Annotated in this window: 13 protein-coding genes; 2 read left to right on the top strand and 11 right to left on the bottom strand. The window is 60.9% G+C overall.

Annotation, left to right across the window (positions count from 1 at the left end; all coding sequences use genetic code 11):
- Positions 1 to 28: 28 nt before the first annotated feature.
- From D1222_RS04675 to D1222_RS04640, 8 genes are all read right to left on the bottom strand, one after another.
- The gene (locus D1222_RS04675; protein ID WP_119453041.1) at positions 29 to 661 is read right to left on the bottom strand and encodes a TetR/AcrR family transcriptional regulator; all 633 of its coding nucleotides are present in this window, start codon (positions 659 to 661) and stop codon (positions 29 to 31) included.
- Positions 662 to 836: 175 nt separating this feature from the next.
- Complete coding sequence (locus D1222_RS04670; RefSeq protein ID WP_119453040.1) at positions 837 to 3,068, bottom strand: 3-hydroxyacyl-CoA dehydrogenase NAD-binding domain-containing protein; 2,232 nt, start codon at positions 3,066 to 3,068, stop codon at positions 837 to 839.
- Positions 3,069 to 3,088: 20 nt separating this feature from the next.
- On the bottom strand, positions 3,089 to 3,322 hold the full coding sequence (locus D1222_RS04665; protein ID WP_119453039.1) for a hypothetical protein: 234 nt from the start codon (positions 3,320 to 3,322) through the stop codon (positions 3,089 to 3,091).
- Entirely contained in the window at positions 3,322 to 4,527 is a 1,206-nt protein-coding gene (locus D1222_RS04660; RefSeq protein WP_119453038.1) for an acetyl-CoA C-acetyltransferase, read from the bottom strand. Before D1222_RS04660 ends, D1222_RS04665 begins: the two co-directional genes overlap by 1 nt.
- A 25-nt stretch (positions 4,528 to 4,552) precedes the next feature.
- On the bottom strand, positions 4,553 to 4,735 hold the full coding sequence (locus D1222_RS04655; protein WP_119453037.1) for a hypothetical protein: 183 nt from the start codon (positions 4,733 to 4,735) through the stop codon (positions 4,553 to 4,555).
- Positions 4,736 to 4,740: 5 nt separating this feature from the next.
- Entirely contained in the window at positions 4,741 to 5,904 is a 1,164-nt protein-coding gene (locus D1222_RS04650) for an acyl-CoA dehydrogenase family protein (RefSeq protein ID WP_119453036.1), read from the bottom strand.
- Between the two features lie 162 nt (positions 5,905 to 6,066).
- Positions 6,067 to 7,848, bottom strand: a complete 1,782-nt coding sequence (locus D1222_RS04645; RefSeq protein ID WP_119453035.1) for an acyl-CoA dehydrogenase C-terminal domain-containing protein — start codon at positions 7,846 to 7,848, stop codon at positions 6,067 to 6,069.
- Positions 7,849 to 7,943: 95 nt separating this feature from the next.
- Positions 7,944 to 8,420: a MerR family transcriptional regulator gene (locus D1222_RS04640; RefSeq protein ID WP_119453034.1), complete on the bottom strand. Its 477-nt coding sequence runs from the start codon at positions 8,418 to 8,420 to the stop codon at positions 7,944 to 7,946.
- Positions 8,421 to 8,646: 226 nt separating this feature from the next.
- Here D1222_RS04640 and D1222_RS04635 point away from each other — a divergent pair, with 226 nt between their 5' ends.
- Positions 8,647 to 12,471, top strand: coding sequence for a peptidoglycan-binding protein (locus D1222_RS04635; protein ID WP_119453033.1), 3,825 nt, complete (start codon positions 8,647 to 8,649; stop codon positions 12,469 to 12,471).
- A gap of 3 nt (positions 12,472 to 12,474) precedes the next feature.
- Here the strand turns inward: D1222_RS04635 and D1222_RS04630 are convergent, their stop codons facing one another.
- The 3 genes from D1222_RS04630 to D1222_RS04620 all read right to left on the bottom strand — a co-directional run bounded on the left by D1222_RS04630 (position 12,475) and on the right by D1222_RS04620 (position 16,015).
- Positions 12,475 to 13,227: a hypothetical protein gene (locus D1222_RS04630; protein ID WP_119453032.1), complete on the bottom strand. Its 753-nt coding sequence runs from the start codon at positions 13,225 to 13,227 to the stop codon at positions 12,475 to 12,477.
- A 4-nt stretch (positions 13,228 to 13,231) separates the two neighbouring features.
- Positions 13,232 to 14,875, bottom strand: coding sequence for a cisplatin damage response ATP-dependent DNA ligase (locus D1222_RS04625; protein ID WP_119453031.1), 1,644 nt, complete (start codon positions 14,873 to 14,875; stop codon positions 13,232 to 13,234).
- Between the two features lie 108 nt (positions 14,876 to 14,983).
- Positions 14,984 to 16,015 carry a ligase-associated DNA damage response exonuclease gene (locus tag D1222_RS04620; protein WP_119453030.1) on the bottom strand — a complete coding sequence of 344 codons (1,032 nt, stop codon included), beginning with the start codon at positions 16,013 to 16,015 and terminating at the stop codon, positions 14,984 to 14,986.
- A gap of 112 nt (positions 16,016 to 16,127) precedes the next feature.
- Here D1222_RS04620 and D1222_RS04615 point away from each other — a divergent pair, with 112 nt between their 5' ends.
- Positions 16,128 to 17,597, top strand: coding sequence for a serine hydrolase domain-containing protein (locus tag D1222_RS04615; protein WP_119453029.1), 1,470 nt, complete (start codon positions 16,128 to 16,130; stop codon positions 17,595 to 17,597).
- Positions 17,598 to 17,622: the final 25 nt, after the last annotated feature.

The following is a 17,622-nucleotide window of genomic DNA, read 5'->3' as shown; positions in this document are numbered from 1 at the left end:
GTTGCGGCCCTTTTTTATTGAGGAGCGCTCAAGCGACGTTTCTGACCTCAGCTTCGAGGCCTGCTGCGATCCAGCGTCCGAACCTTTCGAGTTTGGTCGTAAAGATCTTTGAATCGACATCTTCTGGGTCCATCGCTCTTTGCATGGCCAGGAACATAGAATTGAAGACGATATGGGTGCCGGCCTGATGAGCGGCAGCTTCTGTCATCGCCCCATCACAGGACTCCAGAAGGCTCTTTCCGACCGCTGCTGCTGCAGGATCCAGAATCTCTTCTACATAGCGGACATAGACTTCAGAGTCGGCAATTGCTTCGCGCAGAGCGAAGACGTGGCGCCGAATGTAAGGCGTGTCAGTGCCCGCGCTGCAGGCGAGCTGGACATAGCTCTCGATCGCTTCACTTACGGTTCTGGCTGGCGCCCGCATGACGTTCCGCACGTCCTTGCTGGTTTCACGCATGTGCTTGAAAAGTGCGATGACTACCCCGCGGCGATCGCCGAAATAGTGACGAAGATTGATGTCTGAGACACCCGAGGCAATAGCGAGTTGGCGGAGCGATGGCTGTACGACGTCTTCCCGCTCAACATAGGCGATCATGGCGTCCAACAGTGCCAGGCGCTTTTCTTTATAATCCTGATTTTTAACACCAGCAGGTCTGGCCATACCGAATTCCCCCGACACGTGTTCTCTAATAAACGCAAACATCTACAAAGGGAAATAGGGGACAATACGGACGAAAAACTCGACCTTAGGTAAAATCCAATAAGCTCCTGAAATCACGAAAAGAAAAAGCCGGGGCAACTGCCCCGGCTTTCTGTAGATTATTCAGGCGCGCCGCTTAAGCGGCGACTTTTGCCTTCACGCCGCCCGGTGGGAAGCGGTCGTAGAAGCCTTCACCCTTGGCAGCCATGTCTTTCAGAAGGTCTGGCACCTTGAAGCGCTCACCATACTTCTCTTCCATTTTCGTGGCTTCCTCGACAAAGGCTTTGATGCCCCAGACGAGATCCACATAGGAACAGCAGCCGCCCGTATAAGGCGCAAAGCCCCAGGCGAGGATGGAGCCGATGTCAGCATCGCGAGCATCGGTGATGACGCCTTCTTCGAAGCAGCGGGCAACCTCAATCGCCTGCCGGATCAGGAGGCGGTTGATGTAGTGCTTCTTCAGCTCTGGCGGGCACTCATCGACTTTCACATCGATGCGGGTGTTGAGGTCCGGCCAGAGGCGCTCTGGCTTGCCCTTCTCATTATAGTCGTAGAAGCCCTTGCCAGCCTTACGGCCAACGCGGCCGCTGTCTTCAACGAGCCAGGCGAGGAACTGGGTGCGGTCATCTTTCTGGATGTCGACGCCCATTGCCTCTGCTGTTGCGCGGGTCACTTTCAGGGCAGTGTCGAGGCCAACAGAGTCGGACACTTCCAACGGGCCCATCGGCATACCGGACTGACGGCCAACATTCTCGATGATCGCAGGCTTGATACCTTCGGCCAGCATTTCCATGCCTTCGCGCGTATAGGTGCCGAAACAGCGCGAGGTGTAGAAGCCGCGGCTGTCATTGACCGCGATTGGCGTCTTGCGAATGGCAAGAACGTAATCGACCGCCTTGGCCAGCGTCGCTTCGGACGTCTCCTCGCCCGAGATGATCTCAACCAGGCCCATCCGCTCCACTGGGGAGAAGAAGTGGATGCCGATGAAGTTCTCAGGGCGCTTCGATGCCTTGGCGAGACCCGTGATCGGCAGAGTGGAGGTGTTGGAGCCGAACACAGCATCTTCGCCCAGCACAGCTTCGGCCTGCTCGGTGATCTTCGCTTTCAGTTCCTGGTTCTCGAAGACCGCCTCAATGACCAGGTCGGCGCCCTTCACATCGTCATAATTGTCGGTCGTCGTGATAAGGTCGAGCAGCTTGTCACCCTTTTCCTTGGTCGACTTGCCGCGGGAGACGTCCTTCTCGACGAGACGGCGGGAGTAATCCTTGCCCTTCTCGGCGTTTTCCTTGGACACGTCGACGAGCACGGTCGGGATACCGGCTTTCGCCTGAACATAGGCAACGCCTGCACCCATCAGGCCTGCACCGATCACCGCGATCTTCTTGAACTCGGTCTTCGGGTAGCCTTCCGGACGGTTGCCGCCCTTGGACAGGGCCTGCGTCGACAGGAAGAGCGAGCGGATCATCGCCTTGGCTTCCGGGCGCGACTGGGTGTTGATGAAGTAGCGGGTCTCGATCCGAAGGCCTGCATCGATCGGCACCTGAATGCCTTCATAGACACAGGACAGGATGTTCTTCTGGGCCGGGAAGTTGCCATAGGTCTTGGCGTGAAGCATGGCGTTCGCCATCGTCATGACCTGACCGGCGCCCGGGCTGCGATGCGGAACGCCGCCTGGAACCTTGAAGCCTTTTTCGTCCCATGGCGCCTTGGCGGTCGGGTTCGCTTTCACCCAGGCCTTGGCTTTCTCCACGACCTCTGCACCGGGTGCGAGCTCCTGGATGACGCCCATCGCCTTGCCTTTTTCTGCGTCAAAGCTTTCGCCCTGAAGGATCAGCGGCAGGGCAGCCTGAACGCCGACGAGGCGCGGCAGACGCTGCGTGCCACCAGCACCTGGCAGGAGGCCGATCTTGGCTTCCGGCAGGCCGAATTGCTGCTTCGGATTATCATTGGCGGCAACGCGGTAGTGACAGGCCAGCGCCACTTCGAGACCGCCGCCGAGGGCGAGGCCATTCAGGGCGCAGGCAACAGGCTTGCCGCAGGTTTCAAGCTCACGAAGTGTCTTGTTCAGCGCGAAGCCCTGATTGAAGCGCTCTTTCAGCTTCTCGTCTTCGCTTTTGCTGGAGCTGTCGCCAGCGCCTGCACGGTTGCCCATCTCGCCAAGGTCTGCACCGGCGCAGAAGCCCGAAGGCTTGCCCGACGACAGGACGAGGCCCTTGATCTTGTCGTTGCTGGCAACCTCTTTGGCAATTGCGATGATGTCCTGAACGGCCTGACCGGTCAGCGTGTTCATGCTGCGGCCCGGCACGTCGAAGGCGGCATGCGCAATACCGTCGCCGTCAATGTCGAATTTGAATGTTTCGAGTTCCATCTATGCTTTCCTCTTGAAGCTCAGCCCTCGTTGGGGCCGTCTTCCGTCTTTGTCTTTGCTTTGTCCTGTTCGATCATGGCTTTCCCGAAAGCGGGCGCCAGAGCGATACCGAAACCAAGGCCCATGGCCGGGCCGATCCCCATGAATGCCATGTTGCCCATCGCGGCACCGAGGGCGACGCCCAGGGCAGCACCGATTGACAGGCCTAAGCCAATGCCAATCGGCAAACCCCGTTGCATCGCCGCCTCGTTCATTAGACGCGCTCGATGATCGTGGCCGTGCCCATGCCTGCGCCCACACAGAGCGTGACGAGTGCGGTTTCCTTGTCGGAACGCTCAAGCTCGTCGAGCATGGTGCCGAGCAGCATGCCGCCGGTCGCGCCAAGCGGGTGGCCCATGGCAATGGCGCCGCCATTCACGTTCATCTTCTCGTGCGGAATGCCGAGAAGGTGCATCATCAGCATCGGAACCGAGGCGAAGGCTTCGTTCAGCTCGTAGATGTCGATATCGCCGACTTCCATGCCCGCCTTTTTCAGCGCCTTCTGGGACACCGCTGTCGGGCCGGTCAGCATGATAGCTGGCTCAGAACCGATCGAAGCCATGGACTTGATGCGTGCGCGTGGCTTGAGGCCCAGACGCTCACCCATTTCCTTCGAGCCGAAAAGCACCGCGGATGCACCGTCAACGATACCCGAGGAGTTACCGGCGTGGTGGACGTGGTCGATCTTTTCCAGCTCTGGATAGCGCTGCTTGATGACCTCGTCGAAGCCCATTCCGCCCATGCCTGCAAAGGATGGGTTGAGGCCTGCGAGCGACTGCATGTCTGCGTCAGGGCGCATATGCTCGTCATGGTCGAGGATGATCGCACCCATCTGGTCTTTCACAGGAACGATGGACTTGGAGAAGCGGCCTTCTTTCCACGCGGCTGCGGCGCGCTTCTGGGACTCGACGGCATAAGCGTCGACATCATCGCGCGAGAAGCCCCACTTGGTCGCAATCGTGTCTGCGCCAACGCCCTGCGGCGCGAAGTAGGACTTGATCGCGATGGATGGGTCGGACGACCAAGCGCCGCCGGCTGCGCCCATTGGAACGCGTGACATTGCTTCGACGCCGCCGCCAATTGCCATGTCCGCTTCGCCGGTCATGACCTTGGCTGCTGCCATGTTACAGGCTTCGAGGCCCGAGGCGCAGAAACGGTCGACCTGAACACCGGCGGTGGTTTCGGCATATTCCGCGTTCAGCACGGCAATACGGGCAATGTCGCCGCCCTGTTCGCCGACAGGCGACACACAGCCAAGAACGACGTCATCGACATAATTGGTATCGAGCTCGTTGCGGTCGCGGATCGCCTGAAGCGCCTGCGTTGCCAGCGAGAGCGACGTGATTTCGTGCAGCGAACCGCTCTGCTTGCCTTTGCCGCGCGGGGTGCGCACAGCATCGTAGATATAGGCTTCTGTCATTTGGATTAAGCTCCTTTCAGGACATTCATTTATTCAGGTGTTTGGACTGGCGGTAGACAATCAGGCCGATCACGAGCGAGCCGAGGCCGAGCGCCATCGGCGCAAACCCACTGACGCCCGCGTCTGGTCGGCCAAACTCGACATACGCTCCCATCAGGACCGAGATGATCCCGAGGATGATGGACGCTATGCCGAGCCAGCGTATCATCTGCGCTACATCGTTCGCGCGATGAGCATTTTCATGACTTCGTTCGCGCCGCCATAGATGCGCTGGACGCGCGCATCCGCATACATCTGGCCGATTGGGTACTCGTCCATATAGCCATAGCCGCCGTGAAGCTGCAGGCACTCGTCGATGATCTTGCACTGCAGGTCAGAGATCCAGTATTTCGACATTGAGGCCGTCGCCGCATCGAGTTTGTTCTCGATCAGAAGCTGCGTGCAGTGGTCTGCGAAGACCTTGGCGACCGTCGCTTCGGTCTTGCACTCTGCCAGCTTGAACTGCGTGTTCTGGAAATCCCAGATCGTGCCGCCGAAGGCTTTGCGCTGCTTCACATAAGCTGTGGTTTCGGCAATGGCGCGCTCGATCATGCCAACGCCTTGCAGGCCGATAACGTGACGCTCCTGAGGCAACTTCGTCATCAGCTGGACGAAGCCCTGACCTTCTTCCGGGCCGAGCAGGTTTGAGGTCGGCACGCGCACATCATTGAAGAAAAGCTCTGATGTGTCGGCAGCCTTCTGGCCGATCTTCTCAAGATTACGGCCACGCTCGAAGCCTTCGACTTCGTCAGTCTCTACAATGATAAGAGAGATGCCCTTCGCGCCTTTGTTCGGGTCGGTCTTGGCAACGGTGACAATCAGGTTCGCGGTCTGGCCGTTGGAGATGAAAGTCTTGGACCCGTTGATGACATAGTGATTGCCATCCTTCTTGGCCGTCGTCTTTACGGCTTGCAGATCAGAGCCAGTGCCCGGCTCGGTCATGGCGATCGCGGCAATGAGGTCGCCTGAAGCGAGGCGTGGTAGCCACTTCTTCTTCTGCTCTTCAGAGCCGAACGTCTCGATGTAGGGGGCGATGATGGCGTTGTGCAGGGTGATGCCGAAGCCGTCGATGCCCTTCCACTGCTGTTGTTCAATGATCACCGCTTCGTGGCGGAAATCGCCGCCCGCGCCGCCATATTCGTCAGAGATGGACGCGCAGAGGAGACCGGCTTCGCCTGCCTTCTTCCACATCTCGCGGGGCACATAGCCCTGCTTGCGCCACTCTTCGACGTGCGGCTTGCACTCACGCTCAAAGAACTGGCCGACAGCGTCGGAGAAGATCGAGATCTCCTCATCATCACGCCATTTTGCTGGTGGTACGTTCAGCACGTCCTGCATCAATATCTCCCTCAATCGCGTCTGTATCGACAGGTTGTCGTTTACGTTCACGTCAATTTTATAATGCCCGTCCTCTTGCGGGACGAGTCCTCACGCCGCGTCAGGGCGCGTCAGTTTTAGCAGCCCCGAAACCCGTGCGGTGACGGGCTTCGGGGCCAATTTCTAGAACCGGTCAGCGTCGAGCGCCATGAGGGGCTCAGCACCGGTTTTCAGCTTGGCCAGATGGGCCGACGTCTCTGGGAGGATACGGCTGATATAATACCGTCCTGTGACGAGTTTGTCGTCATAGAACGGGTCGCTGCCGCGCTTTTCGATCGCGGTCTTGGCCATCTTGGCCCACATGAAGCCCAGCGCCGTCAGGCCGAAGAGCTCCAGATAGTCCATGGAAGCGGCACCTGCATTGTTGAAGTCGCTCATGCCATTCTGCATCAGCCAGCTGGTCGCTTCCTGAAGCTCGCCCTTGGCGGTGCTGAGTGCCTGGATGAACGGCTTAAGCTCTTCATCGCCCTCATTCTCAGCAATGAAGTCATCAAGCTCTGCAAAGAAGGTGAAGACAGCGCGTCCGCCATTGGCGGCCAGCTTGCGGCCGACCAGGTCCAGCGCCTGAATGCCGTTCGTGCCTTCATAGATGAGGGCGATGCGTACATCACGAACATACTGCTCGACGCCTTGCTCTGTCGTGAAGCCGGTGCCGCCATGCAGCTGGAGGGCGTCGTTACAGGCCTTCAGGCCGCGGTCCGTCAGGAACGCTTTCACCACTGGCGTCATAAGCGCCATATAGTCGCCCGCCTTCTCGCGCACTTTCTCGTCAGGCGACTTGTGCAGAAGATCGCCGTGCAGCGCTGTCCAGTAGCTGAACATGCGGGCGCCTTCGATGAAGGCGCGCGTGTCCATCAGCATGCGGCGCACGTCCGGGTGGACGATGATCGGATCGGCTGGCTTCTCCGGTGCCTTCGGGCCGGACAGCGCACGGCTCTGCAGGCGCTCACGCGCAAAGTCAGCGGCGTTCTGATAGGCGACTTCTGCCTGGGCGAGGCCCTGCATGCCGACGCCAAGCCGCGCTTCGTTCATCATGATGAACATGGTGCGCATGCCTTTATGCTCGTCGCCGACGAGCCAGCCGGTCGCCTCGTCATAGTTCATCACGCAGGTGGCATTGCCGTGAATACCCATCTTCTCTTCAAGGCCGCCGCAGGACACCTTGTTACGCTCACCGAGTGACCCGTCTTCATTGACGAAATATTTCGGCACGACGAAGAGCGAGATGCCCTTGATGCCTTCAGGTGCGCCTTCAATTCGGGCGAGCACGAGGTGGACGATATTCTCGGTCAGGTCCTGCTCACCGCCTGAAATCCAGATCTTCTGTCCAGACAGCTTGTAGGAGCCGTCGCCCTGCGGCACGGCTTTCGTCTTGATGAGGCCAAGATCGGTGCCGCACTGCGGCTCGGTCAGGTTCATGGTGCCGGCCCACTCGCCGGTCGCCATTTTCGGACCATAGGTCTGCCTCTGTTCGTCAGAGCCGCCGGCCATCAGCGCCTCATAGGCGCCAGAGGTCAGCCCCGGATACATGGCGAAGGCCATATTGGCAGCAGACATCATCTCGCTGACGGCGATCGACAGCGTGTGTGGAAGACCCTGACCGCCCATCTCCGGCGTCTTCGACAGGAGCGGCCAGCCATTCTCGACAAACTGTTTGTATGCATCCGGGAAGCCGTCTGGCGTCTTGACCGACGCATCTTCGGCGCGTTTGCAGCCTTGCTTGTCGCCGACCTTGTTCAGCGGGAAGAGGACTTCACTTGCGAACTTGCCGCTCGTTTCCAGGATCTGATCGACAATGTCCGGGGTCGCATCGGCGAAGCCATCAAGGTTGGAATAGTTCTGCAGGGCCAGCACATCGTGGAAGATGAATTTCATGTCCCGGATCGGCGCGTCATAGCGTGGCATTCGTGAAAGCTCTCTTCAGTCTTGAATTGCAATGCAACCGGCCCATCACGAAGACGGGCCGGCTACCTGGATTGTGATTGGATTTTACGCCCGGCCTATGCGTCGTCCAGCTGTTTGCGCGCGACGGCATCATATGCCGCAACATTGCGGGCCTGATCGTTGGCCGGGCCGATCTTGGCAAGATCGTTTTCGAGCCAGTCTATGCCCTTCTGGAGTTCACCGAGGGCGATCTCGATGTCTTCGCGCTGGTTCTCGAATTCCTTGACCTGGTTGCGGAACTTCTCGAGCGTCTTGCGCTTCTGGGCGCGCTCATTGTCGCCAAGGCCGTAGAGGTCGAGGATTTCGCGGATATCAGCCAGCGGCAGGCCGAGGCGCTTCATGCGAACGATGATCGTGACGCGGGCGCGGTCGCGGTGTGAATAGACACGGGTCATGCCGTCCCGGGCAGGGTGCAGCATGTCCTTGTCCTCGTAGAAGCGCAGCGCGCGCGGCGTGATGCCGAACTCGCGTGCGAGCTCGGAAATCGAGTAGGTCCGGCTTTCGGAGATCGAAAGGGAAGCTGTGTCTGGCATGGTTTCCTCCTGATTTTGTTGTTTACGTATACGTCAACGTTAGCCTTACCTTTGCGTCAGAGTAAAGCCCCTCCGTAGCGTCAGCTGCTGATGTCTGAATCGATCAGGCCATTCTGTTTACCATTTTAACGACCTTTTAAGACGAACCTCGGCATCGGTGGATCAATGCGGTGATCCGGCATGCGCTTTCTGCAGAAGTGCTGCCCCGGAATTGAGGAGTTCGCGTATGTCTAATTACGGGCCCTGGAGCGTGAAGGGGAGCGACGAGCGCGCGCGCGAAGCCGCAAGGGAAGCGGCTCGTGAAGAGGGCCTCACCATCAGCGAATATATTAACCGTATGCTCAAGATGGAAACCGATGGACCCGGCGGGTCCGTTGGCGGCTCTGGCTCAACTTCGCAGTCTGGCGACGTGCCGCGCCTCGCAGCCGGAGGCGGCGATGGCGGCGGCGACTATCCGGGGGCGGGCTCTGCAGGCATCGTACGTGACCTTCTCGGCAGGCTGGAGGCGGTCGAAGCGCGCTCCGCCGTTGCACTCAGCGGTATCGACCGCTCGATCATGAGCCTTACCGAACGCCTCGAAGATGCGCAGCGCCGCACCGACGGCCTTTCGAACAATTATGAGACCGTGATCGAGGACATCCGGTCCACTCATGATGCCCTGCGCTCGAAACTGGAATCCCTTGAACATGGCGGCGACAGTCGCCGCGATGTGAAGGCGCTGAAGTCGCTGGAGCGCGCGCTCGGCAAACTCGCTTCCCACATCCATGAAGAAACCGCGCGCCAGAAGGACAACTCCGCCGATATGCGCCGTCGCGTCGAGAACGGCCTTGAAGAGCTTGGCGGACGTGTCTCCGGCGTCGAGGGACGCATCGACAAGACGCTGGATGAAGCCGCGACACACCTCGCAAAGAAGATCGAGCAGGCCGAGCTTCGCACTGAAGGCGCGACAAAGCACCTGTCCGGACGCTTCAGCGATCTTGAAACCAATGTTGCCCAGCGCCTTGCACGCCTCGACGATGTCACCACCCGCCTCGACACTGTCGAGACCACGACCAGCAAATCGCTCACTTCGATGGAGGGGCTGGTCGATGCGCTGCAGGCGCGCCTCGACCGCGCCGAGGCCCAGACAAACGAAGCTCTCGATAAGATTGACCAGACTTTCGGCACGTTGAGCGAGCGCGTCAGCGCACTCGCTGACACAGCATTGCCAGATACAGCCACCGCGCTGCGCCAGCAGTTTGAAAGCCGCTTTGAAGGCCTCTCAGCTGAGCTTCGCGCTTCCATTGAAGGCACGCGGCAGAAGCTTGCCAGCGAGATTGATGCGGCTACGACCAAGGCGGCGCGGCCCGAGCAGATCGATGCTTTGAAGGACTCACTCTCCAACCTAGCCGACGCGCTCGACCGCAAGGATTCCAACGCGCTCGCGGCTATCGCGACCCTTCGCCAGGATATGGAGTCGTCGGGCCGCACCTCACGCACGTCCGTCGATGATCTTGCCAAGCGCGTTGACACCAATTGGAACGCATCGCAGGCGGCTCTCGAAACCCTCCGTCAGCGCTTTGAAGCCAAGGATGCGGTCTCGCCGAAAGCATTCTCAGAGCTTCGCGAGCGTATGGAAGCCAATCACGACAAGACTGTCAGGGAGCTCGCAGAGCTTCGCGGCCAGGTCGATGCTGCGGCACGCAATTCTGTCGCGCCGGAAACTGTCGAAGCCATTCAGAAAGCCGTCAGCGCGATCCGCCAGCGTCTCGCAACCACTGAAAAGGCTTCGACCGAAACACTGACGCGGGTTTCAGAGCAGATTGGCCAGATGTCTGATCATCTAGGCAAACGCCTGCAGCATGTCGAGGACCGCGACTACGCCGCCCAGATTGAGGCGGTCCGCGCCGATATGCACGCGCTCTCTCATGAGGTCACGCTCCAGCTCGGTAATGCGGGCGGGCAGGGCGATGCCATGATCGAGAAGATCAACAATGAGATGAAGCAGATGGCCGAGCTGTTTGGCTCTCGCATCGACGAGAGTGAAAAGCGCAGTGCCAAGGCGATCGAACAGGTCGGCGAGCAGGTTTCCAGTGTCTCGCAGCGTCTTCAGGCCCGTCAGGAGCGCTCGCTACGTGATCTCGAACAATCTATTGAAACAGACCGCACAGAGCAGCAGAAACGCCTGTCGGACGCGCTGAGCGGCGTGTCTGACCGGATGGAAGAGATTCAGGAGCGATCCGCCAATTCCCTGTCGCCGGTGCAAAAGGCGATCGCCTCTCTCGCTGCCCGCCTCGAAGCCTTTGAAGATGCGGCAGCCCCACGATCCAAAGGCGCGCGCAAGGCCGATGCTCCCCGCAAAGCGGCCGACGATGACTATTTTGCCGCCTTCATGTCGCAGGATGACGATGAAGTGGAAACGCTTGCACCGCCGCCGCAGACTGCGCGTCGCCAGGCGGCTGAGGCGCCTGGCTTCGATGAGCCTTTCGACTTTGACGACAGTGACCATGCGGCCCCGCCGCCTGTCGCCAGCCGCGAAGCCTTCGATTATGAGGCAGACTTCTCTGAAGAGCCCCAGACAAGCGACCCCTTCGCCGAGTTTGCGGACTTCGATGACGCAGGCGATGAGCCTTTCACAGGTGAAGATCTCGGTTATGAAGAAGCCCCCGCCGACACAGACTGGGGTGCGCCGCCGCCCGCGCGGCGCAGCCGGAGCGGCGGTAACGACTATCTCAACCGTGCCCGCCAGGCTGCGCTGAGCGCCAATGAGGCCGCACCGCAAAAGGCAGCGCCGAAAGGGGGACGCAAAAAAGCTGAACCGCGCGAAGAAAAGTCGGGGAAATTCCCGCTGATCCCGGCGGCTGCTGCAGTTGCGATTGTGGCGGTCGGCGCGGGCTTTTTCCTAGGCAAGGACATGCTCCTCGGGGATGAACGTCCCCACGTTGCAACACGAACATCCGTTGCAGCACCGCCAAGTGCCGGCACACCATCCGAAGTGGACACGTCTCCAGAGGCTGGCGCACCAGGCGACGGCGCAGCGACGCCAGAAGCTGATGCGGGCGCGAACCCGTCCGAAACCGTCAACTCGATGCAGCCTTCTGAGCGTACCGAAGACCTCGAAGGCACATTGCCTGCAGATGGCGCTCCAGTCATTGAGGGCACCGGCACGGATGAGGAAAGCCTTGCAGGCGTCAGTGATCCTGTCGAAGCGGCACCAGAACCCGTTGCGCCAACGCTTGCGGACGTCGCGCTGATCCCTGAAGGTCAGACGCTTGAACAGGCCGCCGCGGGCGGTGATGCGATTGCCCAATACCAGCTCGGTGAGCGCCAGCTCGAAGCAGGTGACTATACCTCAGGACCATCGATGATCCGCCGCGCGGCAGAGCAGGGCCTTGCCGTCGCTCAATATCGTCTGGCAAAGCTCCACGAGTCCGGCCTCGGCGTCCCGCGCGACCTCGAAAAGGCCCGCGAATGGACCGAGCGCGGCGCAGCTGGCGGCAATGTCAAAGCCATGTATGACCTCGCCGTCTATTACGCCGAAGGCGAAGGCGGGCCGCAGACCTATGCAGGCGCGGCAGAGTGGTTCCGCAAGGCAGCGGAGTTCGGCGTCACCGACGGCCAGTACAACCTCGCCGTCCTTCATGAGCTGGGCCTTGGTGTCAGCGAAAACCCGGCCGAAGCACTCTACTGGTACGCCGTTGCGGCCAATCAGGGCGACAGCGAAGCGCCGCCAAAGGTCGCCGAACTGACCAATGCCGTCGGTCAGGAGCAGGCAGCACAGATCCGCGCGCGTGCAGCTGGCTGGACGCCGACCCGTCCGAACCGCGCCGCAAACGGCATCTTCCCGCAGCAGGGCTCACAAGACGCCGCGACGCCGCAACAGATTGCCGCCGTCCAGACCGCTCTGGCCGCGCTCGGGCATGAGCCGGGCCCGGCTGACGGTCTCCTCGGTGGAGGCACGCAGGCCGCGATCCGCAATTATGAGCGTGAGAATGGTCTGAACGAGACGGGCAACGTCTCACCCCAGCTCATCGAAAGCCTGAACGCTCGCATCGCTGAGGCGAAAAGCTAGGCCTTATTCGAAGGCCGGCCGCGCGCCATAACGCAACCGGCGCCAGACGATGTAGAGACCGAACAGCGCCGCTGCCGCGCTCAGCCAGTGCATGTCTGTCAGGTACCAGTTATTGACGGCGATGCCTGCAATCCCCCAGCCAAGGGCAGCGAAATAGAAGAGGCTCGCGCTGATCCGGCTGGCAAAGACCCAGGCGAGAAGGCCGGCACTCAGCAGGGCGATCCAGAGCGAAATCCACACATGGTTACTGGGTGCCATGCCTGCTGCTTCCCGCCAGGTTGCGGCGAGTGAGATCGACAGAGCCGCCGTAATCCAGCCAGAGAAAAGCCCTGTCAGCACGCAGGCATTGAAACGCGCCAGCGTCCCATCGAAGCCGCCCATCCGGTGCAGCCGCCGCGCTGAGAGCCAGCTAAAACCAAGGATCGGGACCAGAAGTACAAGGTCGACATACTGATTGGCGAGCGACTGGGCGCTTATCATCCACACGACATTGCCGATGCCTGCGAACAGCAAGGGCATGGCCAGCCGGTGCTCCAGATAGCCTGGCTTCCAGAGGTTCGAGAGCGCGAAGACCAGATAGCTCAGAAAGATGACGCCCCAGATCGAGAAGAAGGTGCCGGGCGGCAGCTCCGGCGGCCTCACAGCCACATCGCCGCGCGTTCCGATCGGTTCGCCGATGCCAATGGCCGGCAACATCGGCGCCAGAAACTGCGCGATGGCGACGACCAGGAGTGCGATGCCAACTTTCCGGCTCATGCCTCTAGCCTTTATCCAAAAGCGGGTCTGCCGGAAGCATTTTTTCTAGCGTTTCAAGCCGGTCGGCTTCGGCGCTTGGCTTGTCCCAGCGGATGCGATTGATACGGGGAAAGCGCATGGCGAGGCCCGACTTGTGGCGCGGGCTTCGCTGCAGGCCTTCAAATGCGACCTCCAGCACGAGGCCCTTCTCCTTGTTCGCCGTTACGGAGCGGACAGGCCCGAACCGGTCGATCGTGTTCTCGCGCACGAACTTGTCGAGCTGTTTCAGCTCTTCATCGGTAAAGCCGAAATAGGCCTTGCCGACCGGCGTTATTTCATCGCCGTCCTCGCCTTCGCGCCAGACGCCAAATGTGAAGTCGGAATAGAAGCTGGACCGCCTGCCATGCCCGCGCTGGGCATACATCATCACCGCATCGATCAGGAACGGGTCGCGCTTCCACTTATACCATGGGCCCGTCGGACGCCCGGCCTCATAGACGCTGTCCCAGCGTTTCAGCATCAGCCCTTCGATTTCTGGGGCGGGCGGTTCATTGCGGGCTGCTTCAAGCGCCTCGAGGTTCGTCACGGGAACGAGCGGTGAGATATCGATACGCTCGCTGGCGGACTTCTCGACAAAGGCTTCCAGCCGTTCGCGGCGCTCAGAGAAAGGCAGCGACCTTAAATCCTCATCGCCCTCGACCAGAATATCATAGGCGCGGATCATGGCCGGGCGCGCCTCCATCTGTTTCTTCGTCACCGTCTTGCGGTTGAGGCGCTGCTGCAGCTCATTGAAGGGGGCAACCTCGCCGTTCGGGGCACGGATCAGCAGTTCGCCGTCGATGGCGGCCTCGAAGTCCATCGCGGCCAGCACGTCCGGAAAGGTGTGGGAGATGTCGTCGCCGGTTCGCGTATACATGCGCCGGACCCCGCGCTCGGACACGGCCTGAACGCGGATGCCGTCATATTTCCATTCGGCGGCAAAGATGTCCGGATCGATCATCGCCGGATCGATGGCCTCCGGGTCATCGCGCTTATCCTTGGTCACCAGCGGATGGGCCAGCATGACCGGCCTGAACGGCGCCTTGATATCCGGTGATGGCTTGTCGGCCTTGCCATCCAGCCAGTCGAACAGGCTCTCATAGGGCGGGGCGAGGCCGTGCCAGATCTCCTCGATCTCTGCGGGTTCGACACCACCCATCTCCGCAAGCGCCACCTTTGCAAGCCGGGCCGACACGCCGATGCGCAGCCCGCCGGTCACCATCTTGATAAGCGCCCATCGCTGCGGCGGCTCCAGCATGTCCAGCCAGCCTGCGACAAGCCGCTCGCCTTCCGCACGCGTCGCGCCAAGCAGCGCCTCGATGACATCATCAATGGGCGGAATCCGGTTCGCGCCGCGCGTGCCGGGCCACATCAGGCTGACGGTTTCGGCAAGGTCGCCGACATAGTCATACGACATGCGAAACAGCTCAGGATCGACCCGGTCCTCGATCAGCCTGCGTATCGACCCGCCTTTCACACCCGGTATGTCCAGCTCCCCCGTCAGCACCGCCAGAGTCCAGCCGCGCGCCGGGTTCGGCGTCTGGCGAAAATAGTTCACCATCAGCTCGATCTTCGTATTGCGCGAAGCGGTCAGGATCAGTCGTTCAAGAAGGTCGGAAAAGGCCTGCATCGGAATGACATAGGAGGGGGCGACAACAATGACAGAGAGCGATGTGCGTCCCTCACCCCACCCCGACCCTCCCCGCTGGCGGGGAGGGTCGGGGTGGGGCCTCTTGCATCAGTCGATGCTCTCATCCTCATAGCCGACAAGCCGCAGCGGCCGCGCCTTGCGTCCTTCCAGTTCGGCCCAGCGCACCAGCGCGTCTTCGCGCCCATGCGTGATCCATAGCTCTTCCGGGTCGACCTCGCGGACGGTGTCGGTCAATTCATCCCAGTCGGCATGGTCGGAAATGATGAGCGGAAGTTCGACGCCGGACTGCTTGGCGCGCTGGCGCACGCTCATCCAGCCAGAGGCAAAACAGGGTAGGGGGTCTGGGAACCGGCGGCCCCATTTGTCATGAAACGAAGAAGGCGGGCCCAGCACGATCTTGCCGCGAAACCGCTCCTGCGCGCCGCGTTCTTTCGTGTCCAGCGTCGCGGTCTCCAGCGGTCCAAGCGCAACGCCATGATCCTCGTAAAGCTTGCAGAGTTTCTCCAGCGCGCCGTGAATATAGAGCGTCTCATTATAGCCTGCCTCACGCAGCAGCTTGATCACGCGCTGCGCCTTGCCAAGCGCATAGACACCAACAAGGTGCGTGCGCTCCGGAAACATGGCGACGCTGTCGAGTAGCTTCCTGATCTCTCCATCGGTGTCAGGATGCCTGAAGACTGGCAGGCCAAACGTCGCCTCAGAGATGAAGACATGGGTGCCGGGGACAGGCTCGAACTGGCGGCAGGTCGGGTCGCGGCGGCGCTTATAGTCGCCGGTACAGACCATGCGCAGACCCTTCCACTCGACGACCACCTGCGCAGAGCCGAGCACATGCCCGGCAGGCGACATCCAGACGGTAACGCCGTTGATCTCGACCGTCTCGCCATACTCGACTGGCTGGCGGCTTGTGGTGAATTCCTCGCCATAGCGTGCTTCCATGATGGCGAGCGTTTCAGGCGTGGCGAGCACGGCGCCATGTCCGGCGCGCGCATGGTCGGCATGGCCATGCGTCACCACGGCGCGGTCGACGGCGCCGCGCACCGGGTCGATATAGAAGTCGCCGGGCGGGCAATAGAGCCCCTTCGGTGTGGGATGGAGAAGCAGGTCGGGTCTGATCATCGCTGACCTATATAGGTCGCGGCGTCAGGTGTTTCCCGCCATGTTTCTGCCTTTTCCGCATGGGAGACACAGCAAATTCTGTCCCCTTGCCCGGCAAATGGAGTGACCCTGAATGCGACGCCTTTTTCTTTCAGCCCTGATTGTTACCGCACTGGCCGCAGGTCCTGCCCAGTCCCAGGAGGGCGGCGAAACAGAGATCATGCAGAAAGCGCTCGCGGCAGGCTACAAGGCGCTCTTCACCTGCTCGGCGACGTTCACAGCCGACAAGAGCCGCGCCGAGATCGAATATAATGAGCTCGACGGCATCTATACCGACTATCGCGGGCCGATGCGCTCCACGTCTGAAGCGAATATTTCTGACCGCTCGCGCACGGTTGCTGTGCGCTATGCACGGGGAGAACCGCCGCGCATTGCCGCCTGGCGTGAAGGCTTTGGCTGCTCGCTTCTGCCCATTGGCGCGGACCTAGATGATGTCGACGTGCTCCCGCGTTTTTCAGACGATTTCCCCATGCGACAGCGGGACAGCTCCACCGCGCTGGGCCAAGCCGTGCAGCTGATAGACGCCTCGCCCTATGCCGCCCGCCTCGAAGAGCCGGTCCGCGCCGCTTTCGACGGAGAGACTTATGGCGACGACACCCGCACCAGCGCGGTCCTCGTCGTCATGGACGGTCAGATCATGGCAGAGCGCTATGCCCGCGGCGTCAACGCCACGACGCCGCAGCGCACCTGGTCGGTCGCCAAATCGCTGACCGCCAGTGTCATTGGCGCGGCCGTCCAGCAAGACCTCCTCGACCTTGACCGCGCCCCGCTGCTCGACGCCTGGTCGCGCAATGGTGATCCGCGAGGCGAGATCACGCTCCGCAATGTCCTGCAGATGGCGAGCGGCCTTGATTCAGGCGTCGCGGGCAACCGGACCGACCGTACTTATTTCGGCGGCGCGCTCGTGACCGATACCGCTTTCGTGAACCCTCTGGAGATCACGCCGGGTGAGCGCTTCAAATACTCCAACTACGACACGCTCGCCGCGATGCGTGCGCTGCGCGAAACCATGGATGATGACGGCGCTTTTTGGGGCTTCCCATATGAAAACGTCCTCTGGAAGATCGGCGCGATGAATACTGTCCTCGAAACTGACTGGGCTGGCGATTTCATCTCGTCCAGCCAGGTCTGGATGACCGCCCGCGACATGGCGCGCCTTGGACAGCTTTACCTGCAGGATGGCATGTGGGGCGATGAGCGCATCCTCGCCGAAGGCTGGACGGATTTCGTCTCTTCACCGGGAGAGGCCCAGCCAGACCGTTCTTCCAGCCCATTTGGCTATGGCGGCAGCTTCTGGCTGATGGACCGCTCTGAGGGCGTCCCGGCCGACACTTATGCCGGTTTCGGCAATCGCGGGCAGTATCTCGTCATCATCCCGTCGCTGGACATGATCATCGTGCGACGCGGCTTCGACACGGCTGATGGCGGGCGTTTCGATGTCGCTGCGTTCACGCGCGATGTCATCGCTGCGATCAATCAGGCCCACACCGACAGGCTCGACGCGCAGGCAGAAGCGACCGCAGCTGAGGCTGGCTACAACTAATCCACCGACCGGGTTCGCAGGACCG

It is taken from the genome of Henriciella algicola (assembly GCF_003576245.1).
Taxonomy (GTDB): Bacteria; Pseudomonadota; Alphaproteobacteria; order Caulobacterales; family Hyphomonadaceae; genus Henriciella; species Henriciella algicola.
Note: the sequence above shows the minus strand (reverse complement) of the source record. Positions and strands in the feature narration are given on the sequence as shown.